General features: G+C 70.7%; 21 protein-coding genes. 12 read left to right on the top strand and 9 right to left on the bottom strand.

Annotation, left to right across the window (positions count from 1 at the left end):
* Nucleotides 1-54: 54 nt before the first annotated feature.
* Together ACIQ7M_RS11965 and ACIQ7M_RS11960 are read left to right on the top strand one after the other, a co-directional pair.
* Nucleotides 55-915: a helix-turn-helix transcriptional regulator gene (locus ACIQ7M_RS11965; protein WP_355765300.1), complete on the top strand. Its 861-nt coding sequence runs from the start codon at nucleotides 55-57 to the stop codon at nucleotides 913-915.
* Nucleotides 916-1,194: a DUF397 domain-containing protein gene (locus ACIQ7M_RS11960; protein WP_355765303.1), complete on the top strand. Its 279-nt coding sequence runs from the start codon at nucleotides 916-918 to the stop codon at nucleotides 1,192-1,194.
* A 117-nt stretch (nucleotides 1,195-1,311) separates the two neighbouring features.
* Here the strand turns inward: ACIQ7M_RS11960 and ACIQ7M_RS11955 are convergent, their stop codons facing one another.
* The 3 genes from ACIQ7M_RS11955 to ACIQ7M_RS11945 form a co-directional block, all read right to left on the bottom strand.
* Nucleotides 1,312-2,805, bottom strand: coding sequence for a glutamate synthase subunit beta (locus tag ACIQ7M_RS11955; protein ID WP_403642723.1), 1,494 nt, complete (start codon nucleotides 2,803-2,805; stop codon nucleotides 1,312-1,314).
* 190 nt (nucleotides 2,806-2,995) lie between these two features.
* Nucleotides 2,996-3,475: an anthrone oxygenase family protein gene (locus ACIQ7M_RS11950; protein WP_355765309.1), complete on the bottom strand. Its 480-nt coding sequence runs from the start codon at nucleotides 3,473-3,475 to the stop codon at nucleotides 2,996-2,998.
* 316 nt (nucleotides 3,476-3,791) lie between these two features.
* A complete protein-coding gene (locus ACIQ7M_RS11945) occupies nucleotides 3,792-4,487 on the bottom strand; it encodes a DUF2293 domain-containing protein (protein WP_403642719.1) in 696 nt (231 codons plus the stop codon).
* A 150-nt stretch (nucleotides 4,488-4,637) separates the two neighbouring features.
* Between ACIQ7M_RS11945 and ACIQ7M_RS11940 the strand changes: the two genes are divergently transcribed.
* Together ACIQ7M_RS11940 and ACIQ7M_RS11935 are read left to right on the top strand one after the other, a co-directional pair.
* Nucleotides 4,638-5,270 (top strand): uridine kinase, encoded by a 633-nt coding sequence (locus tag ACIQ7M_RS11940; RefSeq protein WP_403642716.1) that lies wholly within the window; start codon nucleotides 4,638-4,640, stop codon nucleotides 5,268-5,270.
* A 122-nt stretch (nucleotides 5,271-5,392) separates the two neighbouring features.
* A complete protein-coding gene (locus ACIQ7M_RS11935; RefSeq protein WP_355765318.1) occupies nucleotides 5,393-5,833 on the top strand; it encodes a CBS domain-containing protein in 441 nt (146 codons plus the stop codon).
* Between the two features lie 29 nt (nucleotides 5,834-5,862).
* Here the strand turns inward: ACIQ7M_RS11935 and ACIQ7M_RS11930 are convergent, their stop codons facing one another.
* Nucleotides 5,863-6,990, bottom strand: coding sequence for a magnesium and cobalt transport protein CorA (locus ACIQ7M_RS11930; protein ID WP_403642712.1), 1,128 nt, complete (start codon nucleotides 6,988-6,990; stop codon nucleotides 5,863-5,865).
* A gap of 222 nt (nucleotides 6,991-7,212) precedes the next feature.
* Between ACIQ7M_RS11930 and ACIQ7M_RS11925 the strand changes: the two genes are divergently transcribed.
* Entirely contained in the window at nucleotides 7,213-8,007 is a 795-nt protein-coding gene (locus ACIQ7M_RS11925; protein WP_403642709.1) for a methyltransferase domain-containing protein, read from the top strand.
* Nucleotides 8,008-8,077: 70 nt separating this feature from the next.
* On the opposite strand, the gene ACIQ7M_RS11920 is transcribed toward ACIQ7M_RS11925, so the two are convergent.
* Together ACIQ7M_RS11920 and ACIQ7M_RS11915 are read right to left on the bottom strand one after the other, a co-directional pair.
* Nucleotides 8,078-9,001, bottom strand: coding sequence for a carbohydrate kinase family protein (locus ACIQ7M_RS11920; protein ID WP_403643510.1), 924 nt, complete (start codon nucleotides 8,999-9,001; stop codon nucleotides 8,078-8,080).
* 71 nt (nucleotides 9,002-9,072) lie between these two features.
* Nucleotides 9,073-9,978 carry a pseudouridine-5'-phosphate glycosidase gene (locus ACIQ7M_RS11915; protein ID WP_403642706.1) on the bottom strand — a complete coding sequence of 302 codons (906 nt, stop codon included), beginning with the start codon at nucleotides 9,976-9,978 and terminating at the stop codon, nucleotides 9,073-9,075.
* Between the two features lie 316 nt (nucleotides 9,979-10,294).
* On the opposite strand from ACIQ7M_RS11915, the gene ACIQ7M_RS11910 reads away from it, so the two are divergent.
* Entirely contained in the window at nucleotides 10,295-10,657 is a 363-nt protein-coding gene (locus ACIQ7M_RS11910; RefSeq protein WP_403642703.1) for a cupin domain-containing protein, read from the top strand.
* Between the two features lie 56 nt (nucleotides 10,658-10,713).
* Here the strand turns inward: ACIQ7M_RS11910 and ACIQ7M_RS11905 are convergent, their stop codons facing one another.
* The gene (locus ACIQ7M_RS11905) at nucleotides 10,714-11,268 is read right to left on the bottom strand and encodes a methylated-DNA--[protein]-cysteine S-methyltransferase (protein ID WP_355765333.1); all 555 of its coding nucleotides are present in this window, start codon (nucleotides 11,266-11,268) and stop codon (nucleotides 10,714-10,716) included.
* Nucleotides 11,246-12,211, bottom strand: a complete 966-nt coding sequence (locus tag ACIQ7M_RS11900; RefSeq protein WP_403642699.1) for a glycerophosphodiester phosphodiesterase — start codon at nucleotides 12,209-12,211, stop codon at nucleotides 11,246-11,248. Before ACIQ7M_RS11900 ends, ACIQ7M_RS11905 begins: the two co-directional genes overlap by 23 nt.
* 278 nt (nucleotides 12,212-12,489) lie before the next feature.
* On the opposite strand from ACIQ7M_RS11900, the gene ACIQ7M_RS11895 reads away from it, so the two are divergent.
* From ACIQ7M_RS11895 to ACIQ7M_RS11870, 6 genes are all read left to right on the top strand, one after another.
* Nucleotides 12,490-13,362: an MHYT domain-containing protein gene (locus ACIQ7M_RS11895; RefSeq protein WP_403642696.1), complete on the top strand. Its 873-nt coding sequence runs from the start codon at nucleotides 12,490-12,492 to the stop codon at nucleotides 13,360-13,362.
* A 39-nt stretch (nucleotides 13,363-13,401) separates the two neighbouring features.
* Nucleotides 13,402-15,534 carry an excinuclease ABC subunit UvrB gene (uvrB, locus tag ACIQ7M_RS11890; protein ID WP_403642693.1) on the top strand — a complete coding sequence of 711 codons (2,133 nt, stop codon included), beginning with the start codon at nucleotides 13,402-13,404 and terminating at the stop codon, nucleotides 15,532-15,534.
* Between the two features lie 161 nt (nucleotides 15,535-15,695).
* Nucleotides 15,696-16,274: a TerD family protein gene (locus ACIQ7M_RS11885; RefSeq protein ID WP_355765342.1), complete on the top strand. Its 579-nt coding sequence runs from the start codon at nucleotides 15,696-15,698 to the stop codon at nucleotides 16,272-16,274.
* A 44-nt stretch (nucleotides 16,275-16,318) separates the two neighbouring features.
* Nucleotides 16,319-18,346, top strand: a complete 2,028-nt coding sequence (locus ACIQ7M_RS11880) for a TerD family protein (RefSeq protein WP_403642688.1) — start codon at nucleotides 16,319-16,321, stop codon at nucleotides 18,344-18,346.
* A 332-nt stretch (nucleotides 18,347-18,678) separates the two neighbouring features.
* Nucleotides 18,679-19,668 carry a TerC/Alx family metal homeostasis membrane protein gene (locus ACIQ7M_RS11875; protein WP_355765346.1) on the top strand — a complete coding sequence of 330 codons (990 nt, stop codon included), beginning with the start codon at nucleotides 18,679-18,681 and terminating at the stop codon, nucleotides 19,666-19,668.
* A gap of 207 nt (nucleotides 19,669-19,875) precedes the next feature.
* Nucleotides 19,876-20,976 (top strand): ionic transporter y4hA, encoded by a 1,101-nt coding sequence (locus ACIQ7M_RS11870; RefSeq protein ID WP_355765348.1) that lies wholly within the window; start codon nucleotides 19,876-19,878, stop codon nucleotides 20,974-20,976.
* 7 nt (nucleotides 20,977-20,983) lie between these two features.
* Here ACIQ7M_RS11870 and ACIQ7M_RS11865 read toward each other — a convergent pair whose 3' ends face one another.
* On the bottom strand, nucleotides 20,984-22,285 hold the full coding sequence (locus ACIQ7M_RS11865) for an MFS transporter (protein ID WP_355765350.1): 1,302 nt from the start codon (nucleotides 22,283-22,285) through the stop codon (nucleotides 20,984-20,986).
* Between the last annotated feature and the right edge of the window lie 40 nt (nucleotides 22,286-22,325).

The raw sequence follows: 22,325 nt of genomic DNA, 5'->3' as shown, positions 1-22,325 counted from the left end.
GGAAGAACCCGGACGGCGCCGAACGGGCTGCCCGGACTCAGGGGAGGTGGGGGCGTGAGCGAACCGCGGTCCGCGCCGACGGTCGGCCAGGTCGTCCTCGGACGGCGCCTGCTGGACCTGCGGGAACGCGCGGGTCTCAAGCGCGAGGAGGCCGCGCGGATCCTGCGTGTCGCCCCCGCGACGGTCCGCCGGATGGAGATGGCCGAGGTCTCCCTCAAAATCCCGTACCTCCAGCTCCTGTTGAGGTCGTACGGGGTCGGCGACCAGGAGGCCGAAGCCTTCGTCCAGCTCGCGGAGGACGCCAACAAGCCGGGCTGGTGGCAGCGGTTCCACGACATCCTGCCCGACTGGTTCTCCATGCACGTCAGCCTGGAAGGCGCGGCCTCCCTGCTGCGCTCGTACGAACCGCACTTCATCCCCGGCCTGTTGCAGACCGAGGACTACGCGCGCGGCGTCATGAAGGCCGGAGCCATCGGGCAGACCAGTCCCGAGGACATCGAGCGCCATGTGGCACTGCGCATGCAGCGGCAGGATCTGCTCACGCGCGAGGACGCGCCCCGCATCTGGGTGGTGATGGACGAGACGGTGCTGCGCCGCACCATCGGTGGCCCCGAGGTGATGCGCGCGCAGATCGACAAGTTGCTTCAGGCCACGAAGCTGCCCCATGTGACGTTGCAGGTGATCCCGTTCTCCTCGGGTCCGCACCCCGGCACGTACGGGCCCTTCGTGCTGTTCCGATTCGCCATGCCGGAACTCCCGGACATGGTCTACAGCGAGTACCTGACCGGCGCCGTCTACCTGGACGCGCGTTCCGAGGTGGCGACCCACCTGGAGGTCATGGACCGCATGGCGGCCCAAGCCGCCACGGCACATCGCACGAAGGAGATCCTCCGGGATCTCCGCAAGGAGCTGTGAATGGAACGCATCACGCCGGAACGCATCAACCCGCGAATAGGCGACGTGCGCATCTACAACGGAATGCCCGCCCGTGAACTGGGCAGCGAGGGCTGGCACAAACCGTGGAGCGGCGGCAACGGCGGCAATTGCCTGGAGGCGATGAAACTCGCGGACGGCCGTATCGCCGTACGTCAGTCGGCGGACCCGGACGGTCCCGCCCTCATCTACACGCCCGGCGAGATGACCGCTTTCATCGAGGGCGCGAAGGCGGGAGAGGCGGACTTCCTTCTCTCCTGAACGATTTGTTTGCTCTTTTCCATGACTTCCCTGAATTTGGTTCCGAGTTGATCACTTACCGTGGTGCGGACTTATGAAGGACTTTGAAGAATTCCATGACCGGGCAGGCCGCGGCCACTAGGCGGTCATGGGGCGGTCGTACGGTCCGATCGGTGCCGGCAGACGCGAGCGGGCCGCCCCGCTGAGCGCCCGGTCCACCGCCGCGGCGACCGCCCGGCCCTCGGCGATCGCCCACACGATCAGCGACTGCCCGCGCGCCGCGTCCCCGGCCGCGTACACCCCGGGAACGTTCGTGCCGAAGTCGGCGCCCCGGGCGAGCGTGCCGCGCGGCTCGACTTCCAGTCCCAGTTGGTCGACCAGTCCGTCGTGCAGGTCCGGGCCGGAGAAGCCGAGAGCGAGGAGGACGAGATCGGCGGGCAGGGTCCGCCCGGAGCCGGGGACCGGGCGGCGCCGCTCGTCGACCTCCACGAGACGCAGTGAGCGCACCCGGCCGTCCGCGTCGCCCTCGAACCGGAGCGTGGACGCGGCGAAGAGCCGGGCGTCCGCGTCCGCCGCGGGCGCCGTGCCCAGCGCGCCGGCCTCCTCGTGCGCGGGGGAGAGCCGGTAGATCTTCGGATACGTCGGCCACGGCTCGGCGTCCTCGTCGCGTTCGGCCTCCGGCTGCGCGTAGATGTCGAGCTGTGTCACGGAAGCGGCGCCCTCGCGCACCGCCGTCCCCAGACAGTCGGCGCCGGTGTCACCACCGCCGACGATCACCACGTGTCTGCCCGCCGCCGACAACGGGGAGACCTGGAGATCCCCCTCGCACACCCGGTCGGCCAGCGGAAGGTACTCCATCGCCTGATGGATGCCGGACAACTGCCTTCCCGGAACGTCCAGTTCGCGCCAGGCGGTGGCGCCGAGCGCCAGGATCACGGCGTCGTAGCGGGCCTTGAGCTCGGCCGCCCCGATGTCGCTGCCGATCGCCGTCGACGTACGGAACTTGGTCCCCTCCGCGCGCATCTGCGTCAGCCGGCGGTCGAGCTGCCGCTTCTCCATCTTGAACGCGGGGATTCCGTACCGCAGCAGACCCCCGACCCGGTCCGCCCGTTCGAACACGGCCACCGTATGACCGGCCCGGGTCAACTGCTGTGCCGCGGCGAGCCCGGTGGGCCCCGACCCCACGATCGCGACCGTCCGGCCCGAAAGGCGGTCCGGCGGACGCGGCGGTGTGAATCCGTCCTCCCAGGCGCGGTCGGCGATGGCGACCTCGACGTTCTTGATGGTGACCGCCGGCTGGTTGATCGCCAGCACACAGCCCGCCTCGCACGGGGCGGGGCACAACCGCCCCGTGAACTCGGGGAAGTTGTTCGTGGCGTGCAGCCGGTCGCTCGCGGCCCGCCAGTCGTCCCGCGAGACGAGGTCGTTCCACTCGGGGATCAGATTGCCCAGGGGACACGCCTCATGGCAGAAGGGAATGCCGCAGTCCATGCAGCGGTCGGCCTGTTTCTCGATGATCGGCAGCAGGCCTCCGGGAACGTACACCTCGTTCCAGTCCCGCACCCGCTCCCGGACCGGCCGGCGCGGATACTCCTGGCGGGGTGTGTTCATGAAACCCTTGGGATCGGCCATGGCCGTCTCCCTCATGTACGCGTACGAGGGGGTACGGCCGCGCGGACATCGGCCCTGGTCGGCCACGGAATCCGGGCAGCACCCCTTTCCCGCCACGATACGTCTCCCACGTACCCGTCGCCGCTCCGGACGGCAGCGGGCCGAGCACCCGGACCAGGGCGGCCACGGGCAGGGCGAAGGCGCACACGGCTCAGGTGAGGGCGAGCACGTACGACACCGCCGCCGCGGCCGAGGCCACGGTGCGGACGTGATTCCACGTCGTCCACTGGCGCACGAATATGGGCCAGTAGGCGGCGGCCTCCGGCGTTCCGGGATCCAGCTTCAGCAGTGCGTCGTTGCGCGGGACGTTCGCCGCGATGGTCACCCCGAACGCCCCGAACAGATACAGCGCGCTGCCGAGCAGCAACTCCACCGTCCCGTCGTCCGGCAGCACCACGAACGTCACCACGGCCAGCACCGAGCAGAGCACAGCCGACCCGACGAACGCGAGCATGAACGGGGGGCGGACCGCGGCGACGTTGATCGCGTTCATCGCGGCGACTCCCTGCGCCGGCGGCAACTGGGCGAGGGCTCTCATCACGAAGGTCGAGAAGCCGAGGAACACTCCGGCCACGAGCCCGCAGCCGAGCACCCCCAGCAGGGTCAGCACGAAATACGGTCCATCGATCATGTCCACTCCCGTGTCGATCCGGCCGAACCCAAGATCCTGCACAGTGCCGGCCGTCATCCCAAGCCAAATCCCCCACGGCGCCGGCGGCCATGGCCGAGCCCCGCACCCCCATACGCGACCGTCTCCACCGTCCAGCCGACCGCCCCACACGCTCCTGCCGTAGGCCCCTCACTCTGGCGCCACACCCCTGCCGTCTACTCCTCACCCTGGCGCCGACCGCCCCGCACGCCTCTGCCGACCGCTCCTCACCCTCCCGCTGTCCGCCCGCCGCACCCCTGCCGTCCGCCCCTCGCGCTTCGTCCGGCCGTTCCTGTGCTCACGCCTGCGCGGTGATGTCGTCGCGCCACTCCCAGAGCCTCGTGTCCACCGCGGCCGCGATCCGGCGGCGCGCCTCGTACCGCGAAACGCCGCTCATCAGCAGGTGGTCGTACGGAGTTTCCACGTGCCGTACCGACGCGCGGACCGCCGCGGTCACCGCAGCCTCGGACAGCGCGCGGCCCGCCGAGCTCCGCCCGACCCGCCCGCTGCCGCGCACCGAGGCGTGCGCGGCGATCGCCTGTGCCCGGTCGGCCGGGCAGGCCGGGAACAGCCGGGATATCTCCCGCGCGAACGCCTCCGTGAAGCGGACGTCCTCCGCCTCCCGGCGCCGCGCGTCCCGTGCCCGGCGCCGCCGCCGCGCCTCCGCGTCCGCCAGACACCGCTCCTCGGCCAGGGCGAGCGCCGCCTCCTCGACCATGACCCCCTGCCGCTCGTAGCGCCCACGCCGCCGGTTGAACCGCAGCACCACGGCCGACAGCGTGCCGCCCTCCCGCGATCTGCGCGTCAGCGCGGTGTCGCCGCGCGGCAGGAACACCAGGTGTCCGAGATCGGCGCAGTCCAGGCACCGAGGTGCCCCCTCCTCCAGCACCAGCAGCGGGAGCGGCCCGCTCCGGCACTCGACGCAGTGCCGCTTCCTGAGCGGCTGGACCACGAGAGGTCCGTTGCGGCGCGGGGGATCAGCGATCGGTGCCATACGCGGTTCTTTCCCCGGACCGGCGCCACATCTACGTCGTCGGGCGATGCCCCCACGCGACCCACACGCCGGCGGCCCGATGCCCTCGGCGCCCGCCCGCCGCCCGACGCACCCGCGGGGTCCCACCACGCGCGCGGCATCATAGGTCCTGTGCGACTCGAAGCGATCACCTGGGAACGGCTCGGCGACCACCTCGCGGACCGCCTGCTCGACCTGAAGCCGCAGGACGGCAGCCCCTGGCCCCGCGTCGCCTTCGACGGAGCGCCGGCCGCCCGCCCCGGCGAACTCGCGCAGCGCGTCTTCGAGGCGCTGCGGATACGCGGCCGTCCCGCGCTGGTCGTCGGCACGCAGGGCTTCCTGCGTCCCGCCTCGCTCCGGCTCGAATACGGCCATCAGGACGTCGACGCCTATTACGACGGCTGGTTCGACACCGGCGCTCTGTGGCGCGAGGTCTTCGGTCCCCTCGAACCCGGCGGCGACGGCAGGGTCCTGCCCGACCTCCGGGACCCCGACACCGACCGGGCCACCCGCAGCCCGTACGTCCAACTCCCGCCCGGCGGAATCCTGTTGCTCCACGGCCCCCTCCTCCTGCGCCACTGGTTCCCGTTCGACCTCAGCGTTCACGTGCTCCTGTCTCCCGGAGCCCTCCGTCGCCGTACTCCCGAGGCGGAGCACTGGACCCTTCCCGCGTTCTCCCGCTACGAGAGCGAGGTGGGTCCGGACACAGCCGCCGACCTCCTCGTACGGGCGGACGACCCCCGCCACCCGGCCTGGAACGGCTGACCGGGGGCCCGGATCCACGGATCTCCGGGTGCGTGGCTCCTGGGGCGCGGCAAGAATGAAGGGCGCCGGGACTAGCGGTGTGTTCCGCGCCGCGCCGGCCGTCCGGCATCAGGAGGTACTTCATGACCACCGCCGGAGACATCATGCACCGGGGTGCCCAGTGGATCCCCGCCCACGAGACCCTGGACCGCGCGGCCCAGCTCATGCGCGAGCTCAACGTGGGCGCGCTGCCCATCAGCGACCAGGACGAACGCCTCTGCGGCATCCTCACGGACCGCGACATCGTCGTCGGCTGCGTGGCCATGGGTCATGACCCCGCGCACATCACCGCGGGCGAGATGGCCCAGGGCACACCGCGCTGGATCGACGCCGGCGCCGATGTCGGCGAGGTGCTCCAGGAGATGAAGGGGCACCAGATCCGCCGGCTTCCGGTGATCGAGGACAAACGACTGGTCGGCATGATCAGCGAGGCCGACCTCGCCCAGCACCTCAGCGACGAACAACTCGCCGCCTGGGTCGAGAGTGTCTACGCAAGGGGTGGCGCGGGCAGCATGACGGGCTGACCCGCCGGGCGTGCCGGGCGAGGGTCGTGTCAGAGCCAGCCGTTGCGCCGGAACCCCCGGTACAGGACGAGACAGCCGATGGATATGGCGCCGATGACGATGGGGTAACCGAACCTCCAGTGCAGTTCGGGCATGTTGTCGAAGTTCATCCCGTAGACGCCGCAGACCATGGTGGGGACGGCGATGACCGCCGCCCATGCCGTGATCTTCCGCATGTCCTCGTTCTGCGCCACCGTCACCTGCGCGAGATGCGCCTGCAGGATCGAGTTGAGCAGTTCGTCGAAGGCGGCTATCTGCTCGGTGACCCGTAGGAGATGGTCGGAGACGTCACGGAAGTACGCCTGTATCTCCGGCGCGAGCACGCGCGTCGGCCGGGTCGCCAGCTCCTGGACGGGCCGGGCGAGCGGGATCACGGCCCGCTTCAGCTCCAGGAGTTCGCGCTTGAGCTGGTAGATGCGGCCCGCGTCGGCCCGGGCGCCGTTCTCGGCGAACACGTCGGCCTCGACCTGGTCGATGTCCGCCTGGACCGAGTCCGTGACGCTCACGAATTCGTCGACCACATGATCCGCGATCGCGTGCAGGACCGCGGCCGGCCCCTTGGACAGCTGCTGCGTGTCGGACTCCAGCTCCTCGCGCAGCGGTCCCAGGGATCCGTGCCGACCGTGCCGCACGGTGATGACGAAGTCCGGACCGACGAACACCATGATCTCGCCCGTGTTCACCACCTCACTGGTGGCCGTCAGCTCCTTGTGCTCCGCGTAGCAGACGGTTTTGAACACGGCGAACAGTGTGTCGCCGTACCACTCCAGCTTCGGACGCTGATGCGCCTCGACCGCGTCCTCGACGGCCAGCGGATGCAGGTCGAAGAGTTCCGCGATGCCCGCGAACTCCACGTCGGTCGGTTCGTGCAGCCCGAGCCAGACGAATCCGTCGTCGCGCTTGCGGATGCGCCGCACGGTGTCGACCAGATCGCTGCTCTCGGGGAGCCGCACGCCGTCCCGGTACGCCACGCAGTTCACCACCGAGGAACCCAGCGGCGACCGGGCGGGGTGACTCAGGTCGACACGACGGCTCCGCCGTGTCAGCCGCGCCACTCTGCGGAGGCCGTCGACCGCGCCGAGAGCCGTCACCTTCCGCAAATTCCCTGCCATGGACATCTGGATCTCCTCGCGTGGATCTCCCCGGGCCGCACTTTGCGCCTGGCGCGCCAGTCTGCCAGGCCTGGTCGGACACCGGAAAAGGCTGTGGGAACGGAGCGTTCCGTTCCGCCACGCGGGCGGCTTGCCGGATAGGGCGGGACCGCCCCTCGCACGACCTCCGTGCCGACGACGGGAGCGTCGACGATCCGCGATGGGCGGGTCGACTGGGATGATCGCCGCATGACGCGAGCCGACGGGTATCTCCTCGACAACCAGCAGACGGAGGCGGGCCGGCGTTTCGAGGCCCTCGCCACTCTTTTCGATCCCACGACGTTCCGGCACATGGAGCGCTTCGGCGTCGGGTCCGGCTGGCGCTGCTGGGAGGTCGGGGCGGGCGGCACGTCCGTCGTGTCCTGGCTCGCCAAGAAGGTGGGACCGACGGGGAAGATCGTCGCGACCGACATCGACACCTCGTGGGCGGCCTCCGTGGCCCGCTCACCGGTCGAGGTCCGCGTCCACGACGTGGGTGTCGAGGAACCTCCGGGGGAGGGCTTCGACCTCGTGCACGCCCGGCTCGTACTGGTCCATGTACCGGACCGGGAGCGTGCGTTGCAGTCGATGATCAAGTCCCTGAGGCCCGGCGGCAGGCTCCTCGTCGAAGACGCCGATCCCGCCCTCCAGCCGCTGCTCTGCCCCGAGGAGCACGGTCCCGAGCAGCGGCTCGCGAACCGGCTGCGACACGGCTTCCGCGAACTGCTCGCCGAGCGCGGTGCCGACCTCGCCTACGGGCGCAAGCTCCCGCGGCTGCTTCGGGACGCGGGCCTGCGGGGCGTCGAGGCCGACGCGTACTTTCCCGTCGCCTCGCCCGCCTGCGTGGCGCTGGAGGACGCCACGGTCCGGCAGATCCGCGACCAGCTCGTCACCGCCGGCCTGGCCACCCAGGAGGAGATCGACCAGCACCTCGCGAACGTCGCCGCCGGGGCCATGGACCTGGCGACCGCGCCGATGATCTCGGCCTGGGGCCGCAAGAACTGACCGGGGGCGGGAGGCACAGCGAGCCGGATCGGTCCCCCTCCCCGCGTGCGTCGTCACGTGGTCGGGGCGTTCAGTGGGCCCGCGACCCTCCCTCGTCCCGGCGGGTATGCGCCGCGGGCGGTCTTCCACCGACCCGTTCCACGGCCCGGGCCCCGGCCGCGCACCCCACTCTCGCCGCCTCTTCGGGGCCGGCGCCACCGAGCAGTGCGGTGAGGAACGCGCCGGTGAACGCGTCACCGGCGCCCGTCGTGTCCCGCGGCGTCGCCCGCAGCGCCGGGACACGGGCCCGGACGGATCCGGAACGGGCGACGAGTGCGCCGTCACTCCCCAGCTTGGCGACGACCAGGGGGAAATGGCGGCTCAGTTTGGCGGCGGCGTCGGCCGGATCGGGCAGCCCGGTCAGCAGACACGCCTCGTCACGGCTGGGCAGCAGGACGTCGACTCCCGCGCACAGATCGAGGAAGCGGTCCACGCCCAGCTCGGTGAGGAATCCCGCCGACGCCGGATCCAGGCTCACCGGCACACCGCGCGCGCGTGCCGACTCCAGCACCACCGACACCAGCGCCCGGCCCGATCCCGAGAAGAACAGGTAGCCCGACAGATGCAGTCGCGCGACCCCGTCGAGCAGTGCGGGCGACCAGTCGTCCGGTGCCAGCCGCAGGGACGCCCCGCTGTCCGTGAGGAACGTACGCTCCGCCGACGCGCCGCTGTCCACCAGGCAGATCACCGTCCCGGTCGGCGCCTCCGGATCGGTCACCAGCAGGGGCCGTACGCCGCTCGCCGTGAGTTCGCGTTCGTGCCACTCCGCCGCGTCGAGGCCCACCCGGCCGAGCAGGCGTACGTCGGCGCAGCCCTCGTGCACGGCCCAGCAGGCGACGTTGGCGCCCGCGCCGCCGGGTACGGTCCGGACGGTGGCGGCCGTGTCGGTGCCGGCCGCCAGCGGGCCGCGATGCCGGGCGACGACATCCGTCACCACCTCCCCGACGACGAGCAGGGCGCCCTCGGCGAGACCACCCCGGTCGGCCGCCCCGGCCCCGCCGGCGTCGGCACGCCGGTCCGGGTCGCTCACGCCCCCGCCCAGGCCGCCGCGATCCGTCCCGCGAGGCGCACGTTGCCGCGTACCGCCGCCAGGTTGGCGGCGAGCGAGGCACCGTCCGTGTGCCGCACCAAATAGGCGAGCAGGAACGGTGTCACCGCCTGTCCGGTCACACCCTCCGACTCGCAGGCGTGCAGCGCCTCGGCGAGCACGCGCGCGTGCAGCGCGGGATCGAGCTGCTCCTCCTCGGGGACGGGGTTCGCGACGACGAGCGACGAGTCGGGAGCCTGCAGTGCGTCCTGGGCCCGCATCACCTCCGCGACCTGCTCGGGGGAGTCGAGGGTCCAGTCCACGGGGTGCCCCGAGTCGGACAGGTAGAAGCCGGGGAAGCGGTCCGTGCCGTACCCGGCCACCGCCACGCCCAGCGTCTCCAGACGCTGCAGCGTCGCGGGCACGTCCAGGATCGACTTGACGCCGGCGCACACCACCGTGATCCGGGTGCGTGCCAAAAGGCCCAGGTCGGCGGACTCGTCCTGGGTGACCGTCCACTCCCGGTGCACACCGCCGAGCCCTCCCGTCGCGAACACCCGCACCCCCGCGCGGGCCGCCAGCAGCGCCGTCGCGGACACCGTCGTCGCCCCGCTGGCCCCCGAAGCCACCGCGAGCGGCAGATCACGGTGACCCAGCTTGCGGATGCCGTCCTCGTTCGCGACCCGTTCGAGCTGCCCCTTGTCCAGGCCGACGTGCGGCCGACCGTCGAGCACGGCGATCGTCGCGGGGACGGCGCCCTCCTCGCGGACGACCTCCTCCAGTTCGAGGGCGACCTGCAGATTGCGCGGGCGCGGCAGCCCGTGGGCGATGATCGTGGACTCCAGGGCCACCACCGGCCGTTGCGCGTCGAGCGCCTCCCGCACCTCTTCGGACGTCACGATCACGCGCGTGCCTCCTGTCGTCGGTCGACGTTCCCCCCTGGATCTCTGGCGAGCGGCGCGCCCGGCCAAACCCTCGCCACCCGCGGGGTACGCCACGAGCTCCGGGACAGGAGGGACAACTCGGCACGAGAAGGGGCACACCGTGCGCGTTCGAGCTCCCGTCAGATACCGACAGCCGATTGGCGCGGCGAAGTCCGCTGCCCGCCGCGCGTCCCTGCCACCTCGGCGGCGGGGACGTCCTCGAAGTGGCTTCGGCACGGCCGGGCGTGGGGACCCCTCGGTGCGCCGGGCGGAGGGCGAGCCCTTAGGGTGTCCGCTCATGACCACGTACCCGCAGGCCACGCCGTCGTTCGCCGTCCACATTCCCGACGCCGAGCTCGATCCCGAGCCGCTGGAGCCGGCCCAGATCGTCTCCGGCGAGCCCGTCGTGACGGGCAAGGTGCTGTGGGAGTCCGCCGACGGCAAGCAGCTGCGGGGCATCTGGCAGATCACGCCCGGCGTGGTGACCGACACCGAGGCCAACGAACTCTTCGTCGTCGTCAGCGGGCGCGCCACCGTCGAGGTGGAGGGCGGCGACGTCATCGAGGTGGGTCCGGGCGACGCGGCGTTCCTGCGCGAGGGCGACCGCACCACGTGGACCGTCCACGAGACGCTGCGCAAGGCGTACCACATCAGTCTCTGAGGATCACCGGACCGGTCACGCCACCGCACGCACGGCCGCCGGACCCCGTCGCGGCCTCAGAACAGCGGTTCCGGGAGGACGCCTTCGAGGGCCAGCAGCTTGCGCTTGGTCTCCAGACCGCCCCCGAAACCGCCGATGCCCCCGTCGCTCTCGACCACCCGGTGGCAGGGGACCACGACCGGCAGCGGATTCGAGCCCATGGCCACCCCCACGGCCTGGGCCGCCCCGGGCGCGCCGACCCGCCCGGCCAGGTCGCCGTAGGCCACGACGGACCCGAACGGGACGCCCGAGTCCAGCTCGCGCAGCACCTGGCGGTTGAATCCCGAGATCAGCGACCAGTCGAGCGGCAGGTCGAAATCCTGCCGCTCGCCCGCGAAGTACGCCTCCACCTGGCGTATCGCCTCGGCCAGTAGCGGGGACCCGGGCGCCTCGACCGGCTCGACGCCCAGCCGGGACGCGAGGCGGTCGAGTGCCTTGTCGCGCACGGGGTCCGAGGCGTGAAAGACGACGTTGACCAGGCCCTGGGGCGTCGCGGCGAGGAGCAGCGGACCGATGTCCGTGCCGACGACGGACCACACGATCTGCTGCTCATTCCGCCCGTGGCTGTTCATGCGGTCCACCGTACGGCCCGCCACTGACAACGCCCGGGGCGTACCCGGAACCTTCCGCGCGCCGTGCGGTTGCCTGCTGGGGCAGAGCCGCGCGGATCACGTCGGGCGTGTTCGTGATGACGCCGTCCGTGCCGAAGTCCGCCAGGTTCCGCGCGGTGGCCGCGTCGTCCACGGTCCAGGCGAAGACCTTCATCGGGCCGTGCGGGCCGTGGAGCGCGTGGACCGCCGCGACGTAGTCGGGGGACAGCGACCGGTGATCGGAGTTGATCTGGTCGGCGAACCGCGCGTACCAGGGCAGCCGCGCGACCGGAGGCGTTCCCAGGAAGGCCGTCGTGACGCCGGGCCGCAGCTGGTGCACCGTTCGCACACTGTCCGCGCTGAAGCTCTGGACGATCAGCCTGTCCCGCAGATGCACCGGATCCAGCCATCCCTGGTTGTTCAGGAGCCGGAGCGTCTGCCGCTCGATGCCGGGATACAGCTCGGGATTCTTGATCTCCAGGACGAGTTTCTGGTGATTGCGCGAGACGCGTTCCATGTACTCCCGCAGCGTCGGAACCTTCGCGCCCGCGAACCGCGGGCCGAACCAGCTTCCGGCATCCAGACGGGTGATCTCCGCCGCGGTGAAGTCCTTGACGTCCCAGGGGCTTCGGCCGGGATAGACCGTCTCGGCGTCGGTCGTGCGGGCCAGAGAGGCGTCGTGGAGGACGACCAACTGGCCGTCGCGGGTGCGCTGGACGTCGTTCTCGACCCAGTCGAAGCCCAGTTCGGCCGCCCGGTCGACGGCGGCCAGGGTGTTCTCCGGAGCGTAGGCGGAGGCGCCGCGGTGGGCGACGACCAGCGGTGCCGTGATCCGGCCGCCGGCCTTGGCGTGCGGGCCGGGCAGTATCAAAACGGCTCCCCCAAGAAGCGCGGCGGTCGTGGCGGCGGCAACGCGCGCGTGCATGCGTTCTCCTCGCGTCGGGCGATCACGGACAGCACAAGATTGACAGCAGAGAGTCGACGGAGGGGGGCAGGGAGATGGCCGCGGATTGAATGGAGTTGTCCAAGTCCGCTCGCCGCCACCGCACAACTGGGGAGAGGTCGTGATTGTTTGCAGGATTATCGTTCGACCATTCCGGTGGGGTCGTACTCTCAGCCTCGACCAGGTCCGCTCCGGCGGTCCGGGCCGCGGGGGTGTTTCGGACGGTTCCAGGCGTTACAGGGCGGGAAAGGCAGCCGCGCATGCGAGGCACGGTCGACGGCTTCACCTACGGACTCGTCACACCGCTGGTGGCGTATTTCATGGCCTGCCTGGGCGGGGCGCTGGGTCTTCGCTGCACCGCCAGATCCATGCTCGTCGGCGGCTCCTGGCGGGCCGGCTGGCTCGCGCTCGGCTCGGTCGCGATCGCCTCCGGCATCTGGACGATGCACTTCATCGCGATGATGGGCTTCACGGTCGAGGAGAGCCCCGTCCACTACGACCGGCCCACGACGTTCGCGAGTCTGGGCGTCGCCGTCGTGATGGTCGGCGCCGGGATCTTCATCGTCGGCTACCAGGGCGCCACGGGGACGGCCCTGTTCACCGGAGGGACCGTCACCGGCCTGGGCATCGCCTCGATGCACTACCTGGGCATGGCCGGGATGCGGCTCAACGGGAAGCTCACCTACAACACCCTCACCGTCTCCGCCTCGGTCGTCATCGCCGTCGTGGCCGCCATCGCCGCCCTCTGGGCCGCCGGGCAGATACGGGGATTCCTCTGGAGCGTGGGCGCGAGCCTCGTCATGGGGCTGGCCGTCAGCGGCATGCACTACACCGGAATGGCGGCGCTCAGCGTCCATCTGCACGGCCCGGCCGACGGCACCCCCGCCGGGGACTCCGCGGCCGCCCTGCTCGCCCCCATGATGATCGGCCCCCTGGCCCTCCTCTGTCTGGCGGGCGTCGTCGTGATGTTCGATCCGCAGATGATCGTGGGCAAGCCCGAACGGCGCCCCGCGGAGATCAGGCGGCCGGGCGTCCCGGCCCACACCGTCCCCGTGCGCAACGGCCGCCGTCCGGCCGTCCGCCCCGTGCGGGAACGCGCGTACCGCCGCTCCAGGACCCCGCAGAGCAGGTGAACCGGCCCGGTTGTCAGTGCGGGGTCGTACGGTGGATCCATGCGGCCCGTATCCAAGATCGAACGTTCGGTGGCGCCCTTCGAGGTCGTCAGCCACTTCCAGCCGAGCGGTGACCAGCCCACGGCCATCGCCGACCTGGAGAAGCGCATCCGCGCAGGCGAGAAGGACGTCGTCCTGCTGGGCGCGACCGGCACCGGCAAGTCCGCCACCACCGCGTGGATGATCGAGAAGCTCCAGCGCCCCACGCTCGTCATGGCACCGAACAAGACGCTGGCCGCCCAGCTCGCCAACGAGTTCCGCGAGCTGCTGCCGAACAACGCGGTCGAATACTTCGTGTCGTACTACGACTACTACCAGCCCGAGGCCTACGTCCCGCAGTCGGACACCTACATCGAGAAGGACTCCTCGATCAACGAGGAGGTGGAGCGCCTGCGCCACTCCGCGACCAACTCGCTGCTGACCCGCCGCGACGTCGTCGTGGTCGCGTCGGTGTCCTGCATCTACGGCCTCGGCACTCCGCAGGAGTACGTGGACCGCATGGTCAACCTCAAGGTCGGCGACGAGATCGACCGCGACGACCTGCTGCGCCGCTTCGTCGACATCCAGTACACCCGCAACGACGTCGCCTTCGCCCGCGGCACCTTCCGGGTCCGCGGCGACACCATCGAGATCTTCCCGGTCTACGAGGAGCTCGCGGTCCGCATCGAGATGTTCGGCGACGAGATCGAGGCACTGTCCACGCTGCACCCGCTCACCGGCGAGGTCATCAGCGACGACAACCAGGTCTACGTCTTCCCCGCCTCCCACTACGTGGCGGGTCCCGAACGCATGGAACGCGCCGTCAACGACATCGAGAAGGAACTGGGTGAGCGTCTCGCCGAGCTGGAGAAGCAGAGCAAGCTCCTGGAGGCCCAGCGCCTGCGCATGCGGACGACGTACGACATCGAGATGCTCCGCCAGATCGGCTCCTGCTCCGGCGTCGAGAACTACTCGATGCACTTCGACGGCCGTGAACCCGGCTCCGCGCCCAACACGCTGATCGACTACTTCCCGGACGACTTCCTGCTCGTCATCGACGAGTCGCACGTCACCGTTCCGCAGATCGGCGCGATGTACGAGGGCGACGCCTCCCGCAAGCGCACCCTCGTCGACCACGGCTTCCGGCTGCCCTCCGCCCTGGACAACCGCCCCCTGAAGTGGGAGGAGTTCCAGCAGCGCATCGGCCAGACCGTCTACCTCTCCGCGACGCCGGGGAAGTACGAGCTCTCCCGCGGTGACGGTTACGTCGAACAGATCATCCGCCCCACCGGCCTGATCGACCCCCAGGTGGTCGTCAAGTCCACCGAGGGCCAGATCGACGACCTCGTGCACGAGATCCGGCAGCGCACCGAGAAGGACGAGCGCGTCCTGGTCACCACGCTCACCAAGAAGATGGCCGAGGACCTCACGGACTACTTCCTGGAACTGGGCATCCAGGTGCGCTATCTGCACAGCGACGTCGACACCCTGCGCCGCGTCGAGCTGCTGCGCGAACTGCGCGCCGGCGAGTTCGACGTCCTGGTCGGCATCAACCTCCTGCGCGAGGGCCTCGACCTTCCCGAGGTCTCCCTGGTGGCGATTCTCGACGCCGACAAGGAGGGCTTCCTGCGCTCGGGGACCTCCCTGATCCAGACCATCGGCCGCGCGGCGCGCAACGTCTCCGGCCAGGTCCACATGTACGCGGACAAGATCACCCCGGCGATGGAGAAGGCCATCGAGGAGACCAACCGCCGCCGGGAGAAGCAGATCGCGTACAACAAGGAGCGGGGCATCGACCCGCAGCCCCTCCGCAAGAAGATCAACGACATCGTCGCGCAGATCGCCCGCGAGGACGTCGACACCGAGGAACTGCTCGGCTCCGGCTACCGCAGGACGAAGGACGGCAAGGGAGCCAAGGCCCCCGTGCCCGCGCTGGGCGCCAAGGCGGCCCGCGCCGCCAAGTCCGCCAAGGCCAAGGACGCCGTACCGACAGACCGTCCCGCGGCCGAACTCGCGCAGCAGATCGAGGACCTGACGGAACGGATGCGCGCCGCCGCGGCCGACCTCCAGTTCGAGATCGCGGCACGGCTGCGCGACGAGGTGTCCGAGATGAAGAAGGAGCTGCGGCAGATGAAGGAGGCGGGAATCGCCTGACGTTCCCGTTGAGGGCGCCGGCCCCCGGCACGGCGCGCGGTGTGTTGCAAGACCGACACAAAGTCCGCCCCAGGGTTCGGCGCTGTCAGTGCCGCTGCGTAGGGTTCTGTTCATCCGCGGACTCCGCGGCAACAGGGGACAGTTCGAGAGGGGAACAGCGCGTGACGGTCAACATGACCAAGGGCCAGGCCATCAGTCTGCAGAAGAACGACGGGGGCACGCTGACCGCGGTCCGTATGGGTCTCGGCTGGCAGGCGGCCCCCCGGCGCGGCCTGTTCGGCTCGCGCACCCGCGAGATCGACCTCGACGCGTCCGCCGTGCTCTTCGCGGACAAGCAGCCCGTCGACGTGGTGTTCTTCCGCCACCTCGTCAGCGACGACGGCTCCGTGCGGCACACCGGCGACAACCTCGTCGGCGGAGCGGGCCAGGGCGGCGACGACGAGTCCATCCTCGTCGACCTCCAGCGCGTCCCGGTCCACATCGACCAGATCATCTTCACCGTGAACTCCTTCACGGGCCAGACCTTCCAGGAAGTGCAGAACGCGTTCTGCCGACTGGTCGACGAGACCAACGGCCAGGAACTCGCCCGCTACACGCTGGCGGGCGGCGGCCAGTACACGGCCCAGATCATGGCGAAGGTGCACCGCGCCGGAACCGGCTGGCAGATGACGGCCCTCGGCACGCCGGCCAACGGCCGCACGTTCCAGGACCTGATGCCCGCCATCCTGCCGCACCTCTGAGCGGCCGACGCACACCGCACACAGCGACATAGGGGGACAAGACGATGACGGCCGAGCTGGTCAGGGGGCAGAACCACCCGCTCCCTCAGGTCCGTCTCGAGGTCCGCGTCTCGGCCGGGAAGCCGATCGTGGCCGGAGCCACGCTCAGCGACGAACAGGGCAGAGTCCGGGGCGTCGAGTGGGTGGCCCATCCGGGCGCGCCCACGCTTCCCGGGCTCGAGGTGTCCAAGCAGGCGGCGGCCGACCACCGGCTGGCCTTCGACCTGGACGCCCTGCCCCAGGCCGTGCACCGGGTCAGCGTGCTGCTCGCGCTGCCCACCGGCGTCGGCGGACCTGTCCGGTTCGGCGCCGTCGCCGCCCCCTTCGTCGCGGTCACCGGCCTCGACGGTCACGAGGTCGCCAACTACACCCTCACCGGACTGGACGCCGAGTCCGCCGTCGTGGCCCTGGAGCTCTACCGCCGGCAGGGCGCCTGGAAGGTGCGCGCGGTCGGCCAGGGCTACGCGGGCGGTCTCGCCGAACTCCTCGCCGACCAGGGGCTTCCAGAGGCCCGGCAGCTCGCGGGCAGCATCAACGAAGCGGTGGCCCAGGGCCTGGCGCGGTCGGTCGCGGCGCCTCCGCCCCGCACCCCGGAGGCGGACCGGTCCCGCCAGGCCGCCGCCTCGGCGCCGGGACCGGACCAGCCCTACGCCGGACCCGGGCCCCAAAGCACCTCGGGAGCCGTGCCGCCCCAGCAGAGCCCGTACACACCCGGTCAGCAGGGAGCCACGGCTCCGGGGACCGGTCACCCGGGAGGCCCCGCACAGGCCGACTCCTCCGCGGTCACCCAGTCGCCGTCGCCCGGCACCGCCGGGCCGGTCGACTACAGCCACCCCCGGCGCCAGACCTCCGCGCCGCCGCCGCCCCCGCCCACCGCTCCACCGGCCCAGCCCGGACAGCCCGCGCAGCCGGTCGCGGGAGACGCGACCGGCTGGTCGATGGAGGAGCGGCTGTACAACCAGGTATGGGGGATGTTCGAGGACCTGGCCAGGACCGTCGCCGCCTACCGCAGCGCCGTCGACTTCGCCGACTCCCGCATGGAGAAGGAGCTCGACCAGGTCCTTTCCGACCCGCGCAGCCGGATCGGGGGGCAGGGCGACGCGGCCCGCGAAACCGCCCGCGCCAAGCATGCGCAGCTCGTCGACCAGGCACGGGCCGCTCTCGACCGTGACCTCGCCCAGCTCACCGCCGAGGCCGAGGTCGTGGAGCCCGCGCTGCCGATGGCCTACGCCCGCTGGGACAACCCGGTCTGGCACGCCTACCGCGCCCCCATGGAGATACCCATGGCGCTCCGGCTCGGCGACCTCCGGCTGCCCGAGACGGAGAACCTCAGCATTCCCATGCTGGTGCGTCTGCCGCTGGAGCGCGGCCTGTGGATCGACAGCGGTCGCACCTCCCTGGAGGGCACGCTCGCCGACTCCGACCAGGTGCGCCGGCTCGCCATGGACACCGCCGTGGCGCACGCGGCCCGGCTGCTCGCCGTGTATCCCGCGGGCGAGTTCACCGTGCACGTCATCGACCCGGCCGGCACCGGAGCCTCGTCCCTGGCGCCCCTCACGCAGTCAGGGGTGCTCGCCATCCCTCCGGCCGCGGGTGCCACCGGCGTGGCGGACGTACTGCACCGTCTCACGCAGCGCGTCGACCTGGTGCAGATGGCGTTGCGCGGGGGAGCCGCCGACTCGCTGCCGCCGGGTCTCGACACCGCCGAGCAGCTCCTGATCGTCAACGACTTCCCGCACGGCTTCGACGACCGCGCCGTCACCCAGCTCCGCTATCTGGCGGACGAGGGGCCGGCGGTCGGCGTCCATCTGATGATGGTGGCCGACCGGGAGGACGCGGCGGCGTATGGACCGCTGCTCGATCCGCTGTGGCGGTCGCTGCTGAGGATCACGCCGGTGCCCGACGACCATCTCGCCGATCCGTGGGTCGGGCACGCGTGGACGTACGAGCCCTCGCTCGTCCCCGCGAACAGTCAGGTGCTCCATCAGGTCCTCGCGGCGGTCGCGGCGGCCCGCCGGTCGTGGAACCCCTGACCTGATCCAGGCGCTCCCGACCCCTCGCGAAGCTTCGGACCGCAGGTGTCGAACGGCTTCACCAAGCAACCGTAAAGCTCTCTGACCAGGCAACTTGGATCTTCCTTTACTTTCCTCTTTACCTTTCCTTGGTGATTCGGGTACTCTTTTTCCATTCGGAGGGGAGTACTCCCTATCTGCTGCGACGCACCCGTCAATACGGATCGAGTCAGATCCCGGGGCGTCGGCCCGCGGACTCTCCGGGGCGTATCCAGCGCCCCAGCGACCTCGGGTGGAAGAGACCTCCGGTGGCGAACGACTGAAATCTGCCGTTACGTACTGCCGGAGGCGCAGTGGATGTTTCCCTGACCCTGTGGGTCCTGACCATCGTGGGGCTGGCCGCACTGATCGCGGTCGACTTCTTCATCGGCCGCAAGCCGCACGACGTATCGATCAAGGAAGCCGGAATCTGGACCGTCGTCTGGATCGCCCTCGCCGGGCTGTTCGGACTCGGACTGCTCCTCTTCGCCGGCGGACAGCCGGCCGGTGAGTTCTTCGCCGGCTTCATCACCGAGAAGTCGCTGAGCGTCGACAATCTCTTCGTCTTCGTCCTGATCATGGCGAAGTTCGCGGTGCCCTCGAAGTACCAGCAGCGCGTGCTCCTCGTGGGCGTCCTGATAGCCCTGGTCCTGCGCGCGGCCTTCATCGCCGCCGGCGCCGCGATCATCGCGAACTTCGCCTGGGTCTTCTACATCTTCGGCGCGTTCCTCATCTACACCGCCTGGAAGCTGATCCAGGAGGCCAGGGCCGACGAGGACGAGGAGGAGTTCGAGGAGAACAGGCTGCTCAAGGCCGCCGAGCGCAGGTTCGGCGTCGCCGACCGCTATCACGGCACCAAGCTGTGGATCCGCCGGAACGGCAAGCGCGTCATGACGCCGATGCTGGTCGTGATGCTCGCGATCGGCACCACCGACGTGCTCTTCGCCCTCGACTCGATCCCCGCGATCTTCGGCCTGACCCAGGACCCGTACATCGTGTTCACGGCCAACGCCTTCGCGTTGATGGGTCTGCGACAGCTCTATTTCCTCATCGGCGGCCTGCTCAAGAAGCTGGTCCACCTCAGCTACGGCCTGTCGGTCATCCTCGGATTCATCGGCGTCAAGCTCGTCCTGCACGCACTGCACGAGTCCGGCGTCCACGTTCCCGAGATATCCATCCCGGTCTCGCTCGGCGTGATCTGCGCGGTCCTCGTGATCACCACGATCACCAGCCTGTACGCCACCCGGAAGCAGGCGGCGCGTGAGCGGGCCGAGAGCGCCTCGAAGGAGAGCGTTGACGCCTGACCGTGCCGGACGCGGCGACGGCCACCTCCGGGAGCGGTGCGCGGAACACCGGCCGCCACCGCTCCCGGTGCCCCTTCGGGCCCGACCGCAGCGATTCCGGAACGTGCCCCGTGGCCTGACCCACGGCGGGAGCGTGCCCGGTGCCGCACTCCGGCGGCAGCGAGCCGCCGGAGTGCGGGGCGCGGCTTCCACTGCGACGATCGCGGCATGATCGTTCGGCTCAGGTCACTCGTGACGCGGTGGACCGTCGTGGTGCCCGTGATCGCGGTGGTGCTGCTGGCCCTCACCTGGGGGCGCGACCTGCCGGCCGCGGTCGTCGCGTTGGTCACCCTGGTCCTCGCGGGTTCCGTGCTCTCCGCGGTCCATCACGCCGAGGTGGTCGCCCACCGGGTGGGGGAACCCTTCGGATCCCTCGTCCTCGCCGTCGCCGTCACGATCATCGAAGTCGCCCTCATCGTCACCCTGATGGCGGACGGCGGCGCCAAGAGTTCGACACTGGCCCGGGACACGGTGTTCGCGGCCGTGATGATCACCTGCAACGGGATCGTCGGCGTGTGTCTGCTCGTCGCGTCCCTGCGCCACGGGATCGCCGTGTTCAACGCCGAGGGAACCGGAGCCGCCCTGGCGACGGTCGCGACGCTCGCCACGCTCAGCCTCGTCTTCCCGACCTTCACCACCAGCAAGCCGGGCCCGGAGTTCTCCGCCGCGCAACTCACCTTCGCCGCGGTCGCCTCCCTGGTGCTCTACGGCCTGTTCGTGGCGACCCAGACCGTCCGGCACCGGGACTACTTCCTGCCGATCACCCAGCAGGGCAAGGTCATCGACGTGGACGAGCACGCCGACGCGCCGTCCGCCCGCGAGGCCAAGGTCAGTCTGGGGCTCCTCGGGCTGGCGCTGGTCGGTGTCGTCGGCCTCGCCAAGGGTGTTTCGCCCACCATCGAGTCCGGGGTCGAGGCGGCCGGTATGCCGCACTCCGTGGTCGGTGTGATCATCGCGCTGCTCGTGCTGCTCCCCGAGACCATCGCGGCGCTGCGCTCCGCCCGCCGGGACCGGGTGCAGACCAGCCTGAACCTCGCCCTCGGCTCCGCGATGGCCAGCATCGGACTGACCATCCCCGCCGTCGCCCTGGCCTCGGTCTGGCTCTCCGGACCACTCGTTCTCGGCCTCGGCCCGACCGAGATGGTCCTGCTCGCGCTGACCGTGGTCGTGAGCTCCCTGACGGTGGTTCCCGGGCGGGCCACCCCGCTTCAGGGCGGCGTTCACCTGGTCGTGTTCGCCGCCTATCTGGAACTGGCCGTCAACCCCTGACCGGCAGTCACTCCGCGACGGGAACGACCGTCAGCCTCGGCACCGGCCGGGTCTCCGGCAGCAGCGCGAAGCACCCGAGACTCAGCAGCGCGATCCCCGTCAGATAGACGGCCACACCCCACGGCACGCGTTCCCCGCTCGCCACCGCCGTCGCCACGAGCGGAGTGAGCGCGCCCCCGAGGACCCCGCCCAGGTTGTAGCCGAGGGCCGCGCCCGTGCAGCGCACCCGCGGCTCGTACAGCTCCGGCAGATACGCGGCGATCACCGCGAACATGGTGACGAAGGCGATCAGCGCCACCAGGAAGCCGAGGAACATGAGTAGGGGTTCGCCGGTCGACAGCAGCCCGATCATCGGGAACATCCACAGAGCGGCGCCCGCGCAGCCCGCCATGCACAGCGGCCGACGTCCGTAACGATCCCCCAGCAGGGCCACCACGGGTGTCAGCGAGCCCTTCACCACCACCGCGGCCATGATGCAGGTCAGCATGACCGTGCGGCTCACGCCGAGCCGGTCGACGCCGTAGGCGAGCGCCCACGTCGTCACCGTGTAGAAGACGGCGTACCCGACGGCGAGTCCGCCGGCCGTCAGCAGGACGAGCCGCCAGTGGTCGCGCACCACCTCGGCGAGCGGCACGCGCGCGCGGTCGTCCATGGCGAGGAATCCCGGGGTCTCCTCGACGCAGCGACGCAGCCACAGCCCCGCCACCGCGAGCACCCCCGCCGCCCAGAACGGCACCCGCCAGCCCCACTGCGCGAACTGTGCGTCGGACAGCGTCGACGACAGCGCCAGCATCACGCCGTTCGCCAGCACGAATCCCAGGGACGGACCCATCTGCGGGAAACTCGACCACAGCCCGCGCCGCCCGGCGGGTGCGTGCTCGGCCGTCAGCAGCACCGCCCCGCCCCACTCGCCGCCGAGTCCGAGCCCCTGGAGGAACCGCAGCACCAGCAGCAGCACGGGGGCCGCGACACCGATGCGGTCGTACGTCGGAACGCAGCCGACGGCGACGGTCGCGGCGCCCGTCAGCAGCAGCGAGGCCAGCAGCACCGGCCGTCGCCCGCGCCGGTCCCCGATGTGCCCGAACAGCATCGAGCCGAGTGGACGGGCCACGAACCCGACGCCGAACGTCCCGAAGGCCGCCAGCGTCCCCGCCAGCGGCGAGAACGTCGGGAAGAACAACGGTCCGAGAACCAACGCCGCCGCGGTGCCGTAGACGAAGAAGTCGTAGAACTCGATGGCCGTGCCGGTGAGGGAGGCCGCGGCGAGCCGCAGCATGGAGGGCGCCCTTACGGTGCGTACGTCGTGCATGCCAGATCAACTACCCACAGTGATCGCCGGTTACGGGGGC

The sequence above is a fragment of the Streptomyces sp. NPDC096324 genome (assembly GCF_044763015.1).
Classification (GTDB): Bacteria; Actinomycetota; Actinomycetes; order Streptomycetales; family Streptomycetaceae; genus Streptomyces.
This window is presented reverse-complemented; position numbering and strand designations above follow the sequence as displayed.

What these genes read in the sequence shown, in the direction of transcription:
- ACIQ7M_RS11960 (WP_355765303.1), top strand. Translation starts at nt 916, where the DNA reads ATGGAACGCATCACGCCGGAACGCATCAACCCGCGAATAGGCGACGTG.
- ACIQ7M_RS11955 (WP_403642723.1), bottom strand. Translation starts at nt 2,805, where the DNA reads ATGGCCGATCCCAAGGGTTTCATGAACACACCCCGCCAGGAGTATCCG.
- ACIQ7M_RS11950 (WP_355765309.1), bottom strand. Translation starts at nt 3,475, where the DNA reads ATGATCGATGGACCGTATTTCGTGCTGACCCTGCTGGGGGTGCTCGGC.
- ACIQ7M_RS11945 (WP_403642719.1), bottom strand. Translation starts at nt 4,487, where the DNA reads ATGGCACCGATCGCTGATCCCCCGCGCCGCAACGGACCTCTCGTGGTC.
- ACIQ7M_RS11935 (WP_355765318.1), top strand. Translation starts at nt 5,393, where the DNA reads ATGACCACCGCCGGAGACATCATGCACCGGGGTGCCCAGTGGATCCCC.
- ACIQ7M_RS11930 (WP_403642712.1), bottom strand. Translation starts at nt 6,990, where the DNA reads ATGTCCATGGCAGGGAATTTGCGGAAGGTGACGGCTCTCGGCGCGGTC.
- ACIQ7M_RS11925 (WP_403642709.1), top strand. Translation starts at nt 7,213, where the DNA reads ATGACGCGAGCCGACGGGTATCTCCTCGACAACCAGCAGACGGAGGCG.
- ACIQ7M_RS11910 (WP_403642703.1), top strand. Translation starts at nt 10,295, where the DNA reads ATGACCACGTACCCGCAGGCCACGCCGTCGTTCGCCGTCCACATTCCC.
- ACIQ7M_RS11905 (WP_355765333.1), bottom strand. Translation starts at nt 11,268, where the DNA reads ATGAACAGCCACGGGCGGAATGAGCAGCAGATCGTGTGGTCCGTCGTC.
- ACIQ7M_RS11900 (WP_403642699.1), bottom strand. Translation starts at nt 12,211, where the DNA reads ATGCACGCGCGCGTTGCCGCCGCCACGACCGCCGCGCTTCTTGGGGGA.
- ACIQ7M_RS11895 (WP_403642696.1), top strand. Translation starts at nt 12,490, where the DNA reads ATGCGAGGCACGGTCGACGGCTTCACCTACGGACTCGTCACACCGCTG.
- uvrB (WP_403642693.1), top strand. Translation starts at nt 13,402, where the DNA reads ATGCGGCCCGTATCCAAGATCGAACGTTCGGTGGCGCCCTTCGAGGTC.
- ACIQ7M_RS11880 (WP_403642688.1), top strand. Translation starts at nt 16,319, where the DNA reads ATGACGGCCGAGCTGGTCAGGGGGCAGAACCACCCGCTCCCTCAGGTC.
- ACIQ7M_RS11870 (WP_355765348.1), top strand. Translation starts at nt 19,876, where the DNA reads ATGATCGTTCGGCTCAGGTCACTCGTGACGCGGTGGACCGTCGTGGTG.
- ACIQ7M_RS11865 (WP_355765350.1), bottom strand. Translation starts at nt 22,285, where the DNA reads ATGCACGACGTACGCACCGTAAGGGCGCCCTCCATGCTGCGGCTCGCC.